Origin of the sequence: Mesorhizobium sp. M1406, from assembly GCF_040317555.1 — a bacterium.
GTDB lineage: Bacteria > Pseudomonadota > Alphaproteobacteria > Rhizobiales > Rhizobiaceae > Mesorhizobium.
The window spans coordinates 12,562-29,648 of the sequence record NZ_JAMYKW010000058.1; the positions used below are offsets into that span (position 1 = coordinate 12,562).

The following is a 17,087-nucleotide window of genomic DNA, read 5'->3' on the forward strand; positions in this document are numbered from 1 at the left end:
GGCTTGATAGGTGATCCGCATGCGTATGCCTTTTTGTTACGAAGTGTTACGTTCAGGAGCTCGGCTTGAAAACGGAGGCCATGCCGCGATAGATCGGCCTGAGTATTTTGAACAGGACAGGCGCCCTGAATTTTAGCGAGCTTTTAACGGCGAAATTGAGCCCGGCCAGAGAGTGCCTCACTGACGTCTGCGCCCATGGCACAGAGGCTGGTAGATGGTTTGCCGAGGGATAGCCCGCCTTCTTCCACTCAGACAACATATGACACTGCCACTGGAAGTCGCCTGAGGGCATCAGGCTGGCAAGCTTTTGCAGCTTGAACTCGAGCATGGTGTAATTGTGCGCCGCCTGATGCGCGCACATGATGTGCTGCGTGGTATATCCAGCATCCTGAGCCGCGTAGGCAATCAGCCGTTCGAGCGCATGCGCCAACCCGCCGTCGAGATGATCCGGCTCGGCATTGAACTCTTCCCATTTCCACTTGTGCTCGAACAGCTTGCGCAGGGCGCGTGGCCGGAACCAGAACATGGTGCCATAGGCAGCCACCGGCGTGCTCTCGTCGAACTTGACGTTGATCTTCAAGAGCCGCGCGGTTTCCTCGACCTTGGGTCTGTTGGCAAACCAGGAATGCCCCATGGTCGGATATGAGATATGAAAGATCGGCGGAATGGCCAGTCCGATTGAAGGATTGCCGTGAAACATGTCCAACACGTTGTGAACGTAGCCACGGCTATTCAGCAGATTGTCAAGCATGTGCCGCTTGAACAGATTGCCCCTCGACGACTGCACTTGCGGCGACTTCTTTGTATGCAGGCGGCAGACGAGGTCATAGCGATCGTCGATGAGCAAATCGCGCAAGGAGATGAACAGCGAGGACATGTCACGACCGCGATTTTTCTCGATAACGCGGACGATGGCATTCTTTACGCCAGGGCGTTTTGCCAAGGCGGCTTCAATCTCGGCCTTCTTCTCCGCGGTATCCGTGGTGGCGATAAAATCATAGGCAACCGGAATGTTTTCGGTCAAGGCCAGGATCTCGTCGAGCATATCGGTGTAGTAGATATGCGCGCAGACCGCGACCTTGCCATAGTCGGCAGCGGCGCCATCGCCTTTCGTCCACTCATCCGGCAAGACGCTCATCAGCGCAGCGTTGGTGTTGAGATTCCTCAACTCCGAAGAGCGTAAAACATTGCGCCAAATCAAATTGGGGTCGTAGTCGGAGGTCTCCTTAAGCACCCGCAAAGCCCGGGGCAAATCAATGCCTTCAGCATTCAAGAACACCGGATCATGAAAAAATGGGCGTCGCTTTAGCAGAGGGAAACGGTTGACGATCGTTTCATCAACATTGATAAACGCAGGATATCGCGATCCATATTGATCCGGATCAAGATAAGCTTCCGCCGTATAGCCGAGATTTGTGAAATGCTTGGTAAAGCGCGACTCGTGAAGCACAATGGCATCGATGTAGGTTTTGATCTGCGGAAGATTCTCCCAGTATTTTTTGAAGGGGAGCGATTTCAGCATGTCTTTTCGGACAGCAATGAAGTTGGCGGTGAGATGACGGGGCAGATGGCCTGTTCCGGTAAATGGATTTGGGATCATTTCCTGATGGGCAGCACTGCCCCAGAAATCACAACCCCGGCGTTCCATTTCCGAAAACATTTCCGAGAACGGAAAAAGAGGCCCGTAGCAGGTGTCGTTCAGCAGAATGAGCTCATCATACTCAGAAAGATCATCGAAACCGATGGCTTCAATCCCGGTCTTGTATCCCCATACGTCAAATCCCTCGTTCTTCCGAACCAGAAGCTGATCACAGCTATTCTTGATTGCGATTTCCGAAAGCTTGGAAAGGTCTCCATTGGAAACGACAACAATCCTTTCGACAAACTCGCGCAACCTTTCGAGAAGGAAGATGACATAGTCATCTGCAATTCCACGTTCGTTGTAGAGCGAAAATACGGCAACACGACGCATCCGGCACTCCTGAATAGACCGTGAAACTTTATTGTCCGATGCCTGCCATGTCACGAAATGAGCTATCCGTAGTTACGCCGCGAGCTCGGCTTGAAAACGGAGGCCATGCCGCGATAGATCGGCCTGAGTATTTTGAACAGGACAGGCGCCCTGAATTTTAGCGAGCTTTTAACGGCGAAATTGAGCCCGGCCAGAGAGTGCCTCACTGACGTCTGCGCCCATGGCACAGAGGCTGGTAGATGGTTTGCCGAGGGATAGCCCGCCTTCTTCCACTCAGACAACATATGACACTGCCACTGGAAGTCGCCTGAGGGCATCAGGCTGGCAAGCTTTTGCAGCTTGAACTCGAGCATGGTGTAATTGTGCGCCGCCTGATGCGCGCACATGATGTGCTGCGTGGTATATCCAGCATCCTGAGCCGCGTAGGCAATCAGCCGTTCGAGCGCATGCGCCAACCCGCCGTCGAGATGATCCGGCTCGGCATTGAACTCTTCCCATTTCCACTTGTGCTCGAACAGCTTGCGCAGGGCGCGTGGCCGGAACCAGAACATGGTGCCATAGGCAGCCACCGGCGTGCTCTCGTCGAACTTGACGTTGATCTTCAAGAGCCGCGCGGTTTCCTCGACCTTGGGTCTGTTGGCAAACCAGGAATGCCCCATGGTCGGATATGAGATATGAAAGATCGGCGGAATGGCCAGTCCGATTGAAGGATTGCCGTGAAACATGTCCAACACGTTGTGAACGTAGCCACGGCTATTCAGCAGATTGTCAAGCATGTGCCGCTTGAACAGATTGCCCCTCGACGACTGCACTTGCGGCGACTTCTTTGTATGCAGGCGGCAGACGAGGTCATAGCGATCGTCGATGAGCAAATCGCGCAAGGAGATGAACAGCGAGGACATGTCACGACCGCGATTTTTCTCGATAACGCGGACGATGGCATTCTTTACGCCAGGGCGTTTTGCCAAGGCGGCTTCAATCTCGGCCTTCTTCTCCGCGGTATCCGTGGTGGCGATAAAATCATAGGCAACCGGAATGTTTTCGGTCAAGGCCAGGATCTCGTCGAGCATATCGGTGTAGTAGATATGCGCGCAGACCGCGACCTTGCCATAGTCGGCAGCGGCGCCATCGCCTTTCGTCCACTCATCCGGCAAGACGCTCATCAGCGCAGCGTTGGTGTTGAGATTCCTCAACTCCGAAGAGCGTAAAACATTGCGCCAAATCAAATTGGGGTCGTAGTCGGAGGTCTCCTTAAGCACCCGCAAAGCCCGGGGCAAATCAATGCCATTCTGCTCTAAAAAAATCGGATCGTTAAAGAAAAGTCGCCGCTTCAGAATCGGATTTCTGTCTGAAATAGTCTCATCAACTTCAATGAAGACGGGATATTTCGACGTATACCTTTCTGAACTAACATAGACATCAGAACCGTATCCAAAATCTTCAAAAAACTTCGTAAAACGCGACTCATGAATCAATACAGAGTCCGTATAATCCTCGATTATCGGCATACTTTCCCAATAATTACGAAAAGCAAGCGAGGTGAGCATCGTCCTTCTTACCGCGATGAAATGAGAGTTTAGATGGCTGACTAAGCTCCCCTGTCCCGTGAAAGGATTGGGCACCATTTCCTTGTGACCGGATATGCCCCAAAAATCACAATCCCGAAGTTCCATTTCCGAGAACATTTCCGAGAATGGGAAAAGAGGCCCGTAGAACGTGTGATTGAGTAAAAGGATTTCATCGTAGTCGCCGAGCTTGTCATAACCTATGAATTTGAGCCCATCACTGTACGCTCCAACGTCGAGTCCCGTATTTTCACGGATGACGATCTCGTCTACAGCAGACCGCACTGCAATTTCCGACGATCTTGAGAGGTCGCCGTTGGAGATAAAGATAATCGTCTCTACGAATGGTCTCAGTTTGCCCAGAAGGAAGAGTATGTATTCGTCGACAAGACCTGTTTCATTATAGAAGAAAAAAATTGCCCCACGACGCATCCCCAATTCCCCGCAAAACCAAACCCACGTGGCATAGGGACCACGTCTCCCATGGAAGCATCTCGACGGCGGAACACTTCCGTGTCACGATGTCGTAGTTCTAGCCAAGCTGTGAATCTATCCATCCGGAAAGTTGGCCGATCCCCTCGCCCACACTTTTCAAAGGTTGCCATTCCAGTTCACGAACCGTCCTGTCAATGTTGGCGACAGCGCAACGCACATCGCCGTTGCGGAACATGCCGTTGACGTGCGGTTCTGGAGCACCATATCTTTTCGCGATGATCCTCGCCAGATCGAGCACCGTGGTCTTGGAGCCCGTGCCGACATCATAGGCGAGCGATTGCGAGAGATTTGTTGTCGTAGCCTTGTCGAGCGCCGACGCCACATCATCAATGAATACGAAATCCCTGCCGATATCGCCATCTTCGTAGATTGGAATACTCTTGCCTTCCTTGGCCATCCTGATGAACAACGACACAATTCCCGTGTAGCTATTCGTCAAGGACTGGCCTGGACCATATACGTTCTGAAGGCGGAGCACGTTGACAGCTGTTCCGAAAGACAGGGCCCAAGCCCGCAATACCTGTTCTTGGGTTAACTTGGTTGCTCCGTAAATACTGGTCGGATTCGGTATCGTTTTTTCCGCATCCATCGGCAAAGGTTCAAGGCCGGGAAAATCCCATTCCGCGTGTTCGAGCTGCTGCTTCGATCGCTGGCCCGGATAGGTTAGCTCGCCGGTATCCCTGGATCGCCATGCCCCTTCTCCGTAGACGGCGCGGCTTGAAGCCAGGACAAAACGCTCAGGAACATGCAATGCCGTGGCGAAGGCGTCCAACATGCGGGTTGTGCCGAGGACGTTTGCTACAGCGTGGCGAGAGGCCTCGGTGAGCGACTGCCCAGTACCCGTTTCAGCCGCCAGATGCACCACGACGTCCGGTCGGGCGGTTTCCAATGCCTGCGCCCAGGTCAAAGCCTCGGTCACATCGGCAAGCATGAGTTCGACGCGAGGGTCAAGTTCGGCAGGACGTTTCCGTTCAGCGTGAATCTGGGGATGCAAACTGTCGATGACAATTACACGCCCGAAACGGTTTGCCAATTTAGTGGACAACGCACATCCAATGAATCCGGCTCCGCCGGTCACCACACATATTTTGGACATTCAATCAGCATTCCATGTTTCGTCGATGAGGGTGTCCGCCATCAGCGGCGACCCAATTTGAAAAGATTAGCGGCGCGAACCTTTAGCAGTTTGAAACACCACCTGACATTACCTGACAATGCCCCCAGAGGTGCGGTGACACGCCAACTTGTCGAGTTCTTGAATTCTTCAACAGCAAGCTCGGTTTGCGTGAGTTTTGGCCTCAAGTGCAGTCGTCACCCCTTGCGCCTGCACAATCTCCTTATCGCGCCCTTCGATCTGTTGCTGCCACTCTTCTCGGCTCAGCGCAAAGTGTGCCTCGCACTCGCTCGCCCGCGTCGTCGCCCGGTCGCGCTCGGCCGTCAGCGCAGCGGTCTCGCTGATGTGCTGTTCGACCTGTCGCTGCCACTCTTCTCGGCTCAGCGCAAAGTGTGCCTCGCACTCGCTCGCCCGCGTCGTCGCCCGGTCGCGCTCGGCCGTCAGCGCAGCGGTCTCGCTGATGTGCTGTTCGACCTGTCGCTGCCACTCTTCGCGGCCTAGCGCGAACTGCCTCACGGCATGGGACGTATTCTCGCGCTCGGCAACCGCCTGGCCAAGATGGGGCGAAGGCTGTTCGTACCGCCCCCAGGTTGGAGTCTTGTCCGCCGGATGCGAAAAGCGCCTCGACGGCCTTCGGATAACTGTCGCCAAGCGCCAGAACGCCAAGTCCGTGCCCATGCAGGAACTCGAAATGCGGCCGGCCCGCCGAGATCTCGCTCCAGAAACGAAAGACGCCGAAACCGCGCTCTCGCACATTAGTATCGTGAAAGAGCACAACGGCGTTTTGCGAGAGCTTCGGCCGCCAGACGTCGAAGTCATGCCGAACAGCGTCGTAGGTGTGCAGACCGTCGATGTGCAACAGATCGATGCTGTCATCCTCGAAATGGCTAACGGCCTCGTCGAATGTCGACCGCACTAGGCGTGAGAAGGAGCCATACTTTGGTGCGTGGTAGGCGACCAGATCGGAATAGACTTCCTCTCCGTAAAAACCCGCATGCTCGTCACCTGTCCAGGTGTCGACCGCGTAGCAATTGCAGGTCAGACGCAATAATTCGATAGCTTGGCAAGCGGCACAATAGGAGACCCCGTTATGCGTGCCAAGCTCCACAAACCGACGAGGTCTGAGCCCATCGACTAGCCAAAACATGAATGGGACATGCTCGACCCATGGAGCCATGAGCTCAGGGAACCGGAATGTTGTCGAATTGAAAGGAATCATCGCCTTCTTCTGGTCCTGGGCAATCACATTGCCTCCAATACGGGTAAGGGCATCATCAAACAGTCCGAACAAGCCGGCGCACTACCGCTTCGGTCGATTGCCGCCAGTCCGGCGCATTCCAGCCGAATGCAGCGGCGAATTTCGCGCTCGACAGCCGCGAATTGGCGGGGCGCTGTGCTTCGGTCGGATAATCCCTCGTGGCAATATCCCGTACCCGCGCCCAAGGACCACCAGACACGCGGCTTGTGTCCAGGATATGGCGGGCAAAGCCGCTCCAGTTGGCTTCGCCGGTGCCGGCCAGGTGATAGATGCCGGACGCACCGAAGCTCTTGCCGTCATGAAGCTGTGCTGCCGCATGCAGGATTGCGTCGGCGATATCAAGTGCGGATGTGGGATTTCCCCACTGATCGGCCACTACGGCGATCTCGTCGCGATCAGCGGCGAGCCGCAGCATGGTCTTAACGAAATTCCGGCCGAACGGGCTGTAGACCCACGCCGTGCGCAGGATCAGATGGCTCGGATTGGCTAATGCCACCGCCTGCTCGCCGGCAAGCTTGGAGGCGCCGTAGACGCTGGCCGGTGCGGTTGCGTCCGTCTCGACATAGGCACTGTCCTTCGAACCGTCGAAGACATAGTCGGTCGAAAGGTGGATGACGGGAACGCCAAGCTCCGCTGCGGCTTCCGCCACCTTGCCGGCGCCGACGGCGTTCACCGCGAATGCCAGATCGGGCTCATCCTCGGCCTGATCCACCCCCGTGTAAGCGGCGGCCGACACGACGATGTCGGGCTTCGCGGCCGCGATGGCTTCGATCAGAGTATCGGGTTTTGCCAAATCGAGTTCCGGCCGGCCAATGGCGATGACTTCCACGCCGGCGCGCCCCTGGCCGGCCTCCAGAAGGCTTGCCGCGACCTGGCCCTCGCGTCCGGTGACAACGAGCCTCACGCCACCCCCTCGCGGGCCTCACCCAACCGTTCACCGGCGTAGCGCTGTTCGCGGATCGGCCCCCACCACCATTTGTTGTCGAGAAACCAATCCACGGTTCTGGCCAGGCCGCTGTCGAAATTCTCCTTCGGCGTCCAGCCCAGGTCCCGGCTTATTTTCGACGCGTCGATGGCATAGCGGCGGTCATGGCCGGGACGGTCGGTGACGAAGGAGATCAGGTCGCGATAGCTCTTGCCACCGGTCCGGGGACGCCTGATGTCGAGCAAATCGCAGATCGTCTCGACGACACCCAGGTTCGTCCGCTCGGAACTGCCGCCGACATTGTAGCTTTCGCCCGGCTGCCCTTTCGTGGCGACGAGTTCCAGAGCCCGCGCGTGATCCTCGACGAACAGCCAGTCGCGCACATTGGCGCCGGCGCCATAGACCGGCAGCGTCTTTTCGTCGAGCGCATTGAGGATGACCAGCGGGATCAGCTTTTCGGGAAAGTGGTAGGGTCCATAATTGTTCGAGCAGTTGGAAAGCACGACCGGCAGGCCATAGGTTTCGTGCCAGGCGCGCACCAGATGGTCCGAGGCCGCCTTCGAGGCGGAATAGGGCGAAGACGGCGCATAGGGCGTTTCTTCGACGAACATGCCACCATCGAAAGGCAGATCGCCGAACACCTCGTCGGTCGAGACATGGTGGAAGCGGAAGCGGCTCTTCCTGTCCTCGGGCAGGCCACGCCAGTATTCCAGCGCGGAATTGAGAATCTTGTAGGTGCCGACGATGTTGGTCTCGATAAACGTACCCGGCCCATCGATCGAGCGGTCGACATGGCTCTCGGCGGCGAGGTTCATGACGATGTCGATATCGTCCCGGCGGAGGATGTCGAGCACCGCCTTCTCGTCACAGATATCAGCATGTGCAAAGCGGTAATTGTGTGCATTCTCGATCGGCCGCAGCGAGGCCAAATTGCCCGCATAGGTGAGCTTGTCGAGATTGGTCACGCGATAGGACGGGTTGGCGCACAAATGCCGGCACACCGCCGAGCCGATGAAGCCAGCACCGCCTGTCACTAGAAAATTCATGCCGCTGTCCTCATCCTTTGGCAATCCATCAGGCAAACACCTCGGCGGCGGCCAATAGCGGCGCCTTCAGGTCCTTGTCCGAAAGCTGGAACCCGCCGGTCAATGACGGCCATTCGATGCCGATGGCGGGATCGTCGAAACGGATCGACCGGTCATGCGCCTGCGAATAGGTGTCGGTGACCTTATACAGGACCTCGGTGTCGGGCACGAGCGTCACGAAGCCGTGCGCGAAGCCTTTCGGCACCAGAATCTGGTTGCCCTTTTCGGCCGACACTTCGAGAGCGACCCATTTCCCAAAGGCCTTCGAGCCGCGGCGAATGTCGACCGCGACGTCGAGAATGCTGCCCCGAATGACGCGCAACAGCTTGTCCTGCGCTCGCGGCGCAAGCTGGTAGTGAAGCCCGCGCAAAACACCCGCCGCCGCGGAATAGGAATGATTGTCCTGCACGAAAGCCAAGTCTATGCCGGCCTGCGAAAAACGCTCGGCATTGTAGGTTTCCATGAAAAAACCGCGCGCGTCGCCATGCCGCTTCGGCACGATTTCCAGCACGCCATCGATGCCAAGGGACCTGACTTCCAGCATCTAGCCCTCCGACAGCTCGACGACACGCCGGCGCAGATAGGCGGCATATTCATTCTTGCCCAGGCGGTCGGCGCGACGCAGAACCTGGTCCACCGTCAGCCAACCCTGTTCAAGGGCGATCTCTTCCGGACAGGCGACCTTGATGCCCTGGCGATGCTCGATGGTGCGCACGAATGAGGAGGCTTCATGCAGGCTGTCATGCGTGCCGGTGTCGAGCCAGGCGTAGCCGCGCCCCAGCCGGTGCACATGCAACTGGCCGCGCTCGAGATAGACGTTGTTGACCGCCGTGATCTCGAGCTCGCCGCGCGCCGAGGGCCGGATGGAGGGAGCGATGTCGACGACGTCATTGTCGTAGAAATAGAGACCGGTGACAGCCCAGTTGGATTTCGGGTTCCGCGGCTTTTCTTCGATCGTCAGCGCCGTTCCGGTGGCCTTGTCGAAGGATACGACACCATAACGCTGGGGATCCTCGACATGATAGGCGAACACCGAGGCACCCTTTTCGCGCGAGGCCGCGTCGCGGCAAAGCTGCGACAGCCCATCACCGAAATAGATGTTGTCGCCGAGGATCATCGACACGCTGTCCTTGCCGATGAAATCCCGGCCGATGATGAAGGCTTCCGCAAGACCGTTGGGTTGCGGTTGCTCGGCATAGGACAGATCGAGCCCGAACTCCGATCCATCGCCAAGCAGATCGCGAAAAACCGGCAGATCACGCGGCGTCGAAATGACCAGAATCTCGCGGATACCCGCAAGCATCAAAACGCTCAGCGGATAATAAATCATCGGCTTGTCGTATATCGGCAGAATCTGCTTAGAGATTGCTAATGTTAGCGGATAGAGACGCGTTCCACTGCCTCCAGCAAGGATAATTCCTTTCAAGAAGCTCTCCTTGACATGCCAAGCCCCCCGGCCCTGCCGCCCGTGCTTAGGTTCCAAGCAATGGCTTGTCAATCTCGCCGCTCGACAAACGACCGGACCACGTCCGGCACCGATGCCGCGGCCAATTCCCGGCGAACCCACTGCTGTCATCTTGCCAAAGCCGACGACCTGACGGGAACGTGCAGATTGTCATGCTGGGCGTCGGGCGACTCGCCTCTTGGGTTCAACCGCTCAGCAAAGCCTTTGTGAAAGATAATACCGTTCATGTAGGCAAAAATCATCGCAAGCGCCGCTGTTCGCAAGGGATAGTCGACCAGCGAATGAACGAGAAGAAACGATACCGAGAGGAACGCGGCTTTCTGCAGCGGCTCCCGCCGAACCCCAAGAGCCGACGCGAAAAGCAATATCAGGTAAACCGCGATCAGAAAGACAACAGGCGCGCCACCCTCGAGTGCCAGTTCCAGATAGTCGTTATGAGCGTGATTCACGTAGGGCTTGAAGATCATCTCGCCCTTTTCGTAAATCTGATAGACCTTCTGAAAACTGCCGAAACCCACTCCGATCGCCCAGTTTTCTTCAATTCCCGCGATCGTCGTTCGGGCGAATTCGGCTCCCCCAAATTCCGGATCAACCACCTCCGCATCGATTTTCGTCCACGCGCCCATCGAGTAGAGCGAAAGACCGATGAAGACAGCGAGGACGCCATAACCACCTAGCCTGGAGCGAGCGGACAGAAAGACCACCGATATTATGGTGATCGCCAATCCTATCAGGATACCTGCGCGCGAACCGGCGGCCAGAAGCAGCAGCAGCAGCGATATCAACCCGAGCGATCCGGACAGAAGGTGCCCGCGGAACAGTCCGTAGTAGACAACGAAAGGGATGGAGACGAAGAGCAACGCCGAAAAATGATTCTGGTTGGCAAACAGTCCGGCATTGATCGTGAACGGCAACAACCCCTCTATGGCAACCGTATCGGAGAGTGAATATTGGATCGCGGCGGCCAATCCGTTACAGATGACACCCATGAAAAAGAAAGGCAGAAGGCCGTAGACCTGATCCGGGCGCAAACGGATGACGCTCAGAAAGAATGCCGCCGCCGCCGAGAAATACAAAAAACACTCGATCGTGCGCCCCACGCCGACACTGACGAAACGCAGTCGGGTTTCGCCGGCCAGCCATGGATTTACGAGCAGCACCTCGGGCCGCAATCCACTCAACAGGGCTGCGGGCAGCGGCACGATTTGAAAACAGAACACGGCAAGGGCCAGGGCAAGCAGCCATGGGACCGGACGAGGGATCCTCTGCCCCGATGGCCTTGAAAAGACGGCCGCGGCCGAGACAATGGTCGCAAGCTCGATCAACGTTTCGGTGTAAAGGCCGCTCGCCGTGCCGCCGCCGATCAGCACCGACAGGAAAAGAACCGACCCAAGCAGATACTTTTCCCATTCCGTGGACGGGTTTGACCGCTCTCTCACAATGAACTCTTTCGATGCTCAGCTTGTGCATGACCAACGTGCCGACGTATCGAAATCGCCAGCTTTCAGCGATGGCGGCTGTTTCCAGCCGCAGCAATTGCATCGGACACGCGCTCGGTCCGATCGCGAAATCCAGGCTCAAATCCTGCTGGTTGAATGTGCCTTCCGGAATGTTGAACCGGGCTATTTCGCTTGCCGGATCCGCGCAGCGGATGGACCAGAACAGCTGCTTTGGCAGCTTCAGGTTTCTCCCGGAGGCGGTCAGGGAAATCCTGTAGGAGCCGGGAGGCAGTTCGATATATTGCTGGAGCGCGGCATTCTTCACCGGCGTATTCAAAAATCGAACGGTCGCTCCGCTGTCGTTTTCGCCGACATCGCGCGACCCGGCAAAGGTAATTTCCAGACCGGAGCGATCGTGAACCTGCCAGTCGAATGGCTTGCCGCTGCGGACCGGTTCAAAGCCGCCGTTGAAAATGTAGCCACCCAGCGTCCGCTCCTGGTCGGACAGGCTGAAAAGGAACAGCCGATAGGCCGGCTCGTAGTCCTTTTGCCTGATATAGCCGTTGATCACCGCGGACAGCTCCTTCGATGTCGGTGGTGAACTCGATCCGGCAAGGTCGAGCAACAGTTGGCTTGCGGCGCGAAGTCCCCGCGGATCCTGGCCTAGGGCGGAGAAAAGATTGGACCTCCACGGAGCCTCGATCTTCATGGCTGCCAGGACAGCCTGATATCCGTTTGGATTTGAAAGAATGGCCGGCATGCCCGCCGCGATCTTTCTCGCCTTGTCGGTACTTGATCTCGCCTAACAGGCTGTAGAGCCGGACATTGAAGCGAAGCGCGCCCCCCGCCTTGGCAGACAAAGCGTCAAGATCAGGACCGCCGCCTGTTTCGTTCAGCTCACCGGTAATGGAACCTACCAAGGCATTTATGTTCAACGGATCGAGCGCAAGCGAGACGGCCGGCGTTCCGGTCTCAAGGAGCCGACTTAACCCGATCGACGAAGCCGCCAACAGCAGAACGGATGCGACGAACCAAACGCCTGAACGCTGGAGATTTCGCGTGAGCAGGCTGGCCTGCTCCGTCATCGACTTTGCCCTCAATTTTCGGGGTACTCGCGCCGTAGTCGTAGTACTGGTAGTTCATGTATTTGTAGGCATAGTTGTAGTCGAACTTGTTTAAGCAAACTTCGACATTGCCACTCCGACGACATTCGCACCGGCTGCGCGCAGACGCTTGAGCGCCGTCTTGGCTGATTTGCGCGTGACCTGGTTGGTGGAAACGACCATCAACGTGCCTTCCGCAAGCCGGCTGAGGATTGGGCCGTCGGAAAGGCCGACGACCGGTGAGGCATCGATGATGACCAGATCGAAGCGTTTGCCGAGATTGGTCAAGATCAGCGCCATCTTCTGCGAAGAGAGCAGGTCGGCCGGGTTCGGCGGAATCGTCCCGGACGTCAGCACGGTCACGTTAGGGTATTTCGTCGTCCTGAAAATGCCGGCCAGATCATCCTTGCGAACGGTATTTGTCAGAAGGTTGCTCAACCCGGTCGCATTATCGAGGCCAAACAACCGATGCAGGTTCGGTTTGCGAAGATCGCCATCGAAAAGCAGAACCCTTGCGCCGAGCGCCGCGAAATCCTGGCAGAGCTTGAACGAGGTGGTCGACTTGCCTTCCGAAGGTTCCGGACTGGTCACCAGCAGCGATCGCGGCGCGCCTTCCGCACCGGAGAACTGCAGCGGTGTTCGCAGCGAACGATAGGCCTCGGAGAGCCCGGATTTTTGATCGGCGATGCTGGCTGTGAGTTCGCGGTCGTCGACAAGCGGCAGGATGCCGAGCATCGCCAGCCCCAGCTCTTTCTCGACCTGCTCCGGATTGGTGAAGGTGTTGTTCAGCAACTCGATGATGTAGATGATCGATGCAGTCAAAGCCAGGCTACGGGCAGCGGAGCGAAATCGACGATCGCGGCGCTTAGCGTCTTGAGTTCCGAGCTAACCCCGACTTCATTCAGCTTGGCGATAAGGCTGCCGTACTGCGACCGATTGGAATCGACCTCACGCTTCAAGATCGTGTATTTGATATCGTTGAAGACGACCTGCTGTCTCTCCATCTCAGCGACCTTGGACTTGAGGTCGGCCTCCTTGCTCTGCGCTTCCTGGTATTTCTGTCGCAACGAATCGGTTATGGCCAGCACGCCGTTGTTGTAGAGCCGCCGCAGCTCCTTGATCTGCGCTTGCAATTGCTGCATTTCCGGATAGCCAGGCTTCAGGATGCCCAGTTTCTGCTGATACTGGCTGGTCAGATCCGCCAGTTTTTCGCTGAGCTTCTGCAGACCTTCGCTTTCCAGAACCGGGCCGAGGCTTGACCCGCGCCCCTTTTCTATCTGATCCACCACCCGGCCCGCATCGAGGCGCTCCTGGATTGCCGTCGCCAGCGCGGTGTTCAGGGCCTCGATGTTCGATCCGATCAGCGATTTGTCGTCGCCAGTGACCGTGATGCCGGCGTCTTTTGCGTAGGTGACCAATTCCTCCTCGGATTTCTGCAGCTTTTGCTTCACCTGCAAAACCTGTTCCTGGATGAATTGCCTTGCCAGATCAGAGGTCTCGCTGGTCTGATCCAGGCGCTGGTCGATAAAACTCTGCGCGACCTGATTGGCTACGTCGCTTGCATATTTCGGTTTCTGATCGACAAAAGTGATCGACAGCAGGCTTGTATTGGTGACCAGATTGACCGTCAGGTCTTCCAGGATCCGCTTGATGGCAATTGCCTCGCGCTCTTCGGGCGTTTTCTCCTCGATGGAAGGCGACTTCGACATTCCGAACGCCCGGTAGACAATGTTGCTCAGCGAAAAGCTCGGCGTCGGAAACAGGAAGTCCGGCTTTTCGCCAAGCCCCAGCTGGAACGCCACGCGCTGAGCCAGCGCGCGGCTCTTCAGCTTTTCACGGGCGGTTAGGAAGGCCCTGACGTCGCTGTTTTCGGAAACAACCTCGATGTCCTGAAAGACCTTCGCCGAAGGGACCAGAACTTCAAGTTGCGTCGTTGCCTGATATTTTGGTGTCTGCATCATTGTCACGATGACGCCGGCAACAAGCCCGGCAGCTGCCATCATGACGATCAGCCAACGATACTGGACAATGTAGAAAAGCAGCTTGAGCGGGTTGAACCCCTCATCCTGACCGGCATGGTCACGACCATATGGATCGTAGTTTTGCGGCACGTCGTAATAGAGGTCCGCGGACAGGGCCTGTCCGGATCCGGCAAAGGCCAGGAACGAATTCAGCCGCGCGTGGCTCGACAACACAAAATCGTACCGATGCCGGATCAGCCGCGGGGCAAGCAAAAGCTCGCTCATCGCTTTGCCACCGCCAAAGCCGTAACCGCGCCGAATTCCATCCTGGTATGATCCAACGGCGTCCCCCGCTGCCTGGCCACCCAGAAAGCCGATTTCGACGTCCCAGTCGGGCCGGCGCGCAAGTGCACGCGCAACCAGTTTCAGGATGGTTTCGGCTCCACCTCTGATGTCGAGCGGAATGACGATGAGCGCGAGCTTCCTTTTCATGAGCTGCAAGGATTCACTGTCTTCGCCGAAAGACATAGGCGCAGGTTTCGGCAGCATCCTTGCCGAGAAGAAGGGCCGAAACGCCTAGCCAGATGCGCCAGGCGAGAAAGGCCGGCACGAAAAAATAGAAATAGGAACTCTTCCAGAACAGACGACGCTCGATGAGCTCCAGGCAGTTCCGTTTTGCGATTACCTCGATCTCGCTGGGCAGGCACTTGTCGTAGAAAGCCGGAAACCCGTCATGACCCTTGCCTTTTTCGGGATAGATCGCAAAAAGCAGCCGTCGCTTCAGCCCCTCCGGCAGGGCCCGATTTAATCTGGCGAAAACAGCGTTGCGCGAGGGCGAGAAAATGGCAACCACGCCTCCCGGCTTCACGCAACTGGCAATGCCACGCAAGGCACCCTCACCGTCGCGCACGTGTTCAAGCGTCGCCTGACAGATCACAACGTCAGCATCACCCCTACCCTGAAACGAGGTAAGGTCCGCTTCAATCTCCTCGTCATATATTCCGCGCGGCGCTTTCGATAACTCCTGCGCGTCCAGGTCCAGCCCAACGACAAAAAGCCTCAGGCGCCGCTTCTCGGGGAGACTGACGAACGGCCTTGCACCCCCGCCAAGGTCATAAACCCGAGCGTTTGGGGTGAGTAACGGAGGTGCTATCTCCGTCGCAAAGGTCCGGTTGCCGTCGATGCGAAGGCGGAACGGCAGAGCCCTGTCGAGGAACTCGGACATGGCCACGTTCGCGCGAACAAACCTTCGCAATCTCGACACTGCTTCACCATCAGTTTCGTTCGCCGATCTGTGTCCACTAGGACTAGACATCCGCGCTATATCCTGTGGAACACATAGAGCCGCGTATGATGCGAAAATGGGCCGAGCAGCCGATCGGCGGCAGCCCGCAAACCTCTCAGGATGCCGTTCCTGCTGTCGTACCAGGCCTGCATCGGCTTTGTGAAAAAAGTCTCGTCCTTCAACCCCTTGAAGCCACCCCTGGGCCGTGTCTCCAGAAGCTTGAAGCCGTGTTGTTCGAACCTGGAAACAATCGAAGATGGCTCAAGGACGAACTGGTAAAATCCGGCCCGTTCGCCTGAAAACCTGGGATAGAGACCCATTCTGGCCTTCAATCTTCTGAGAGGAGAAATGCTCGGCGCCGTCACGAAGGCAATCCCTCCCGATCGGATTATGCGCCTCATCTCCAATACGATCTCGTCATACCCGTCGAAGAAGTGCTCGATCACGCCGAGAGACCACACGCCGTCGAAGAATTCGTCCGCGAAGCCTGTTGCCCGAACATCCCCAACCGTTACCTGCAAATGCGGCGCGGCGCGATTCACCATCCCCACGGTCTTCCGCGCAAAGTCGATTCCATAGGCGGAAAAGCCCGCCTGATGCAGGCCATGGACCGTATTGGCCAGGCCACATCCGGCGTCCAGGACCCTGGCCGGTCCTGTCAGATATCGCTTGGTCGTTTCTACGACAATGCGATCCGGCCTCGAGACAGTCCCTTCGGCCCAGTGGGAATCCCAATAGTCGTCGTCGGCTATCGTGCCGACATGGACGATGCGGCTGTTCTTCTCGTCATAGAATGCCTTCTTCTCATTCATTTCCGGCATCCGACCCGGCCATAAAAAAGGCTCGCTGCGTTGCATCAGGCCCGTTGTTCGCAATGACGCCCCTTAACGCGAAGAACGAACAAGCCGCGGCTATGACATATCCGGACAGGAATGCCATTTCGCTGCCAAGCGGTAGCCGCCACCACAGACTCAACGCCGCCATACAGCAGCAAGCCAATGCTCCTATCGTGTAAGAATAGATCAGCGTCATCGCGTTGTTCGAGCGGAGCGCAAAGGGATCAATGACCACCTTCTTCGTCCTGTTTATCAGGACAGCGCAAGAAACGATCGCAAAGACCGTTGGATCAAATGACCTCCCCAGCCATCCGGACGCATGGCCTGAAAAAAACAGGCCGATTATCCCCGCGGCAGACGCAACCGCAAAAATCAGCGCAATGGTCGCCCCCTCGAACAATCCGCGCCGAAACTCTCGAATGTTTCCATTTGCGGCACTGAGAAACGCGGTTGGCACGAAAACGAAGCTGGCCGCGTTCATGAAGAAGCCGACCGAGCGGATCGTGTCCCAGGAAGTGGTGTAGCTGACGGCTTGGTCGCCGCGTTCTCCGGCATGGGGCCGGGCTGATCAGCGTGCCACGGCT

16 protein-coding genes and 1 pseudogene are annotated in these 17,087 nt (G+C 57.1%); 2 read left to right on the forward strand and 15 right to left on the reverse strand.

The window, feature by feature from the left end:
- Nucleotides 1-52 precede the first annotated feature (52 nt).
- The 3 genes from NKH03_RS28700 to NKH03_RS28710 all read right to left on the reverse strand — a co-directional run bounded on the left by NKH03_RS28700 (nt 53) and on the right by NKH03_RS28710 (nt 5,128).
- A complete protein-coding gene (locus NKH03_RS28700; RefSeq protein WP_352972183.1) occupies nt 53-1,972 on the reverse strand; it encodes a rhamnan synthesis F family protein in 1,920 nt (639 codons plus the stop codon).
- Between the two features lie 62 nt (nt 1,973-2,034).
- A complete protein-coding gene (locus NKH03_RS28705; protein ID WP_352972185.1) occupies nt 2,035-3,969 on the reverse strand; it encodes a rhamnan synthesis F family protein in 1,935 nt (644 codons plus the stop codon).
- A 100-nt stretch (nt 3,970-4,069) separates the two neighbouring features.
- Nucleotides 4,070-5,128: an NAD-dependent epimerase/dehydratase family protein gene (locus tag NKH03_RS28710; protein WP_352972187.1), complete on the reverse strand. Its 1,059-nt coding sequence runs from the start codon at nt 5,126-5,128 to the stop codon at nt 4,070-4,072.
- Between NKH03_RS28710 and NKH03_RS28715 the strand changes: the two genes are divergently transcribed.
- Both NKH03_RS28715 and NKH03_RS28720 read left to right on the forward strand, forming a co-directional pair.
- Nucleotides 5,021-5,647 (forward strand): hypothetical protein, encoded by a 627-nt coding sequence (locus tag NKH03_RS28715; RefSeq protein WP_352972211.1) that lies wholly within the window; start codon nt 5,021-5,023, stop codon nt 5,645-5,647. The two genes, NKH03_RS28710 and NKH03_RS28715, sit on opposite strands and share 108 nt — an antisense overlap.
- Before the next feature lie 97 nt (nt 5,648-5,744).
- Nucleotides 5,745-6,065 (forward strand): hypothetical protein, encoded by a 321-nt coding sequence (locus NKH03_RS28720; protein WP_352972213.1) that lies wholly within the window; start codon nt 5,745-5,747, stop codon nt 6,063-6,065.
- Here NKH03_RS28720 and NKH03_RS28725 read toward each other — a convergent pair.
- The 12 genes and pseudogenes from NKH03_RS28725 to NKH03_RS28780 form a co-directional block, all read right to left on the reverse strand.
- Nucleotides 5,964-6,365: pseudogene (locus tag NKH03_RS28725) on the reverse strand (class I SAM-dependent methyltransferase); the annotation flags it as partial. The gene NKH03_RS28720 and the pseudogene NKH03_RS28725 overlap by 102 nt on opposite strands.
- A gap of 55 nt (nt 6,366-6,420) precedes the next feature.
- The gene (gene rfbD, locus NKH03_RS28730) at nt 6,421-7,308 is read right to left on the reverse strand and encodes a dTDP-4-dehydrorhamnose reductase (RefSeq protein ID WP_352972189.1); all 888 of its coding nucleotides are present in this window, start codon (nt 7,306-7,308) and stop codon (nt 6,421-6,423) included.
- Entirely contained in the window at nt 7,305-8,375 is a 1,071-nt protein-coding gene (rfbB, locus tag NKH03_RS28735; protein WP_352972191.1) for a dTDP-glucose 4,6-dehydratase, read from the reverse strand. Before rfbB ends, rfbD begins: the two co-directional genes overlap by 4 nt.
- Nucleotides 8,376-8,403: 28 nt before the next feature.
- Nucleotides 8,404-8,958, reverse strand: coding sequence for a dTDP-4-dehydrorhamnose 3,5-epimerase (gene rfbC, locus NKH03_RS28740; protein ID WP_352972193.1), 555 nt, complete (start codon nt 8,956-8,958; stop codon nt 8,404-8,406).
- Nucleotides 8,959-9,840, reverse strand: a complete 882-nt coding sequence (gene rfbA / locus NKH03_RS28745) for a glucose-1-phosphate thymidylyltransferase RfbA (RefSeq protein ID WP_352972195.1) — start codon at nt 9,838-9,840, stop codon at nt 8,959-8,961.
- A gap of 146 nt (nt 9,841-9,986) precedes the next feature.
- Complete coding sequence (locus NKH03_RS28750) at nt 9,987-10,955, reverse strand: O-antigen ligase family protein (protein ID WP_352972197.1); 969 nt, start codon at nt 10,953-10,955, stop codon at nt 9,987-9,989.
- Nucleotides 10,852-11,889, reverse strand: a complete 1,038-nt coding sequence (locus tag NKH03_RS28755; protein WP_352972199.1) for a hypothetical protein — start codon at nt 11,887-11,889, stop codon at nt 10,852-10,854. Before NKH03_RS28755 ends, NKH03_RS28750 begins: the two co-directional genes overlap by 104 nt.
- 604 nt (nt 11,890-12,493) lie before the next feature.
- On the reverse strand, nt 12,494-13,243 hold the full coding sequence (locus tag NKH03_RS28760) for a CpsD/CapB family tyrosine-protein kinase (RefSeq protein ID WP_352972201.1): 750 nt from the start codon (nt 13,241-13,243) through the stop codon (nt 12,494-12,496).
- Nucleotides 13,240-14,874: a GumC family protein gene (locus NKH03_RS28765; RefSeq protein ID WP_352972203.1), complete on the reverse strand. Its 1,635-nt coding sequence runs from the start codon at nt 14,872-14,874 to the stop codon at nt 13,240-13,242. Before NKH03_RS28765 ends, NKH03_RS28760 begins: the two co-directional genes overlap by 4 nt.
- A 13-nt stretch (nt 14,875-14,887) precedes the next feature.
- Nucleotides 14,888-15,607, reverse strand: coding sequence for a class I SAM-dependent methyltransferase (locus tag NKH03_RS28770; protein WP_352972205.1), 720 nt, complete (start codon nt 15,605-15,607; stop codon nt 14,888-14,890).
- Nucleotides 15,608-15,702: 95 nt separating this feature from the next.
- The gene (locus NKH03_RS28775) at nt 15,703-16,479 is read right to left on the reverse strand and encodes a class I SAM-dependent methyltransferase (protein ID WP_352972206.1); all 777 of its coding nucleotides are present in this window, start codon (nt 16,477-16,479) and stop codon (nt 15,703-15,705) included.
- The gene (locus NKH03_RS28780; protein ID WP_352972207.1) at nt 16,472-16,984 is read right to left on the reverse strand and encodes a hypothetical protein; all 513 of its coding nucleotides are present in this window, start codon (nt 16,982-16,984) and stop codon (nt 16,472-16,474) included. The genes NKH03_RS28775 and NKH03_RS28780 overlap by 8 nt, the downstream gene beginning before the upstream one ends.
- Nucleotides 16,985-17,087 lie beyond the last annotated feature (103 nt).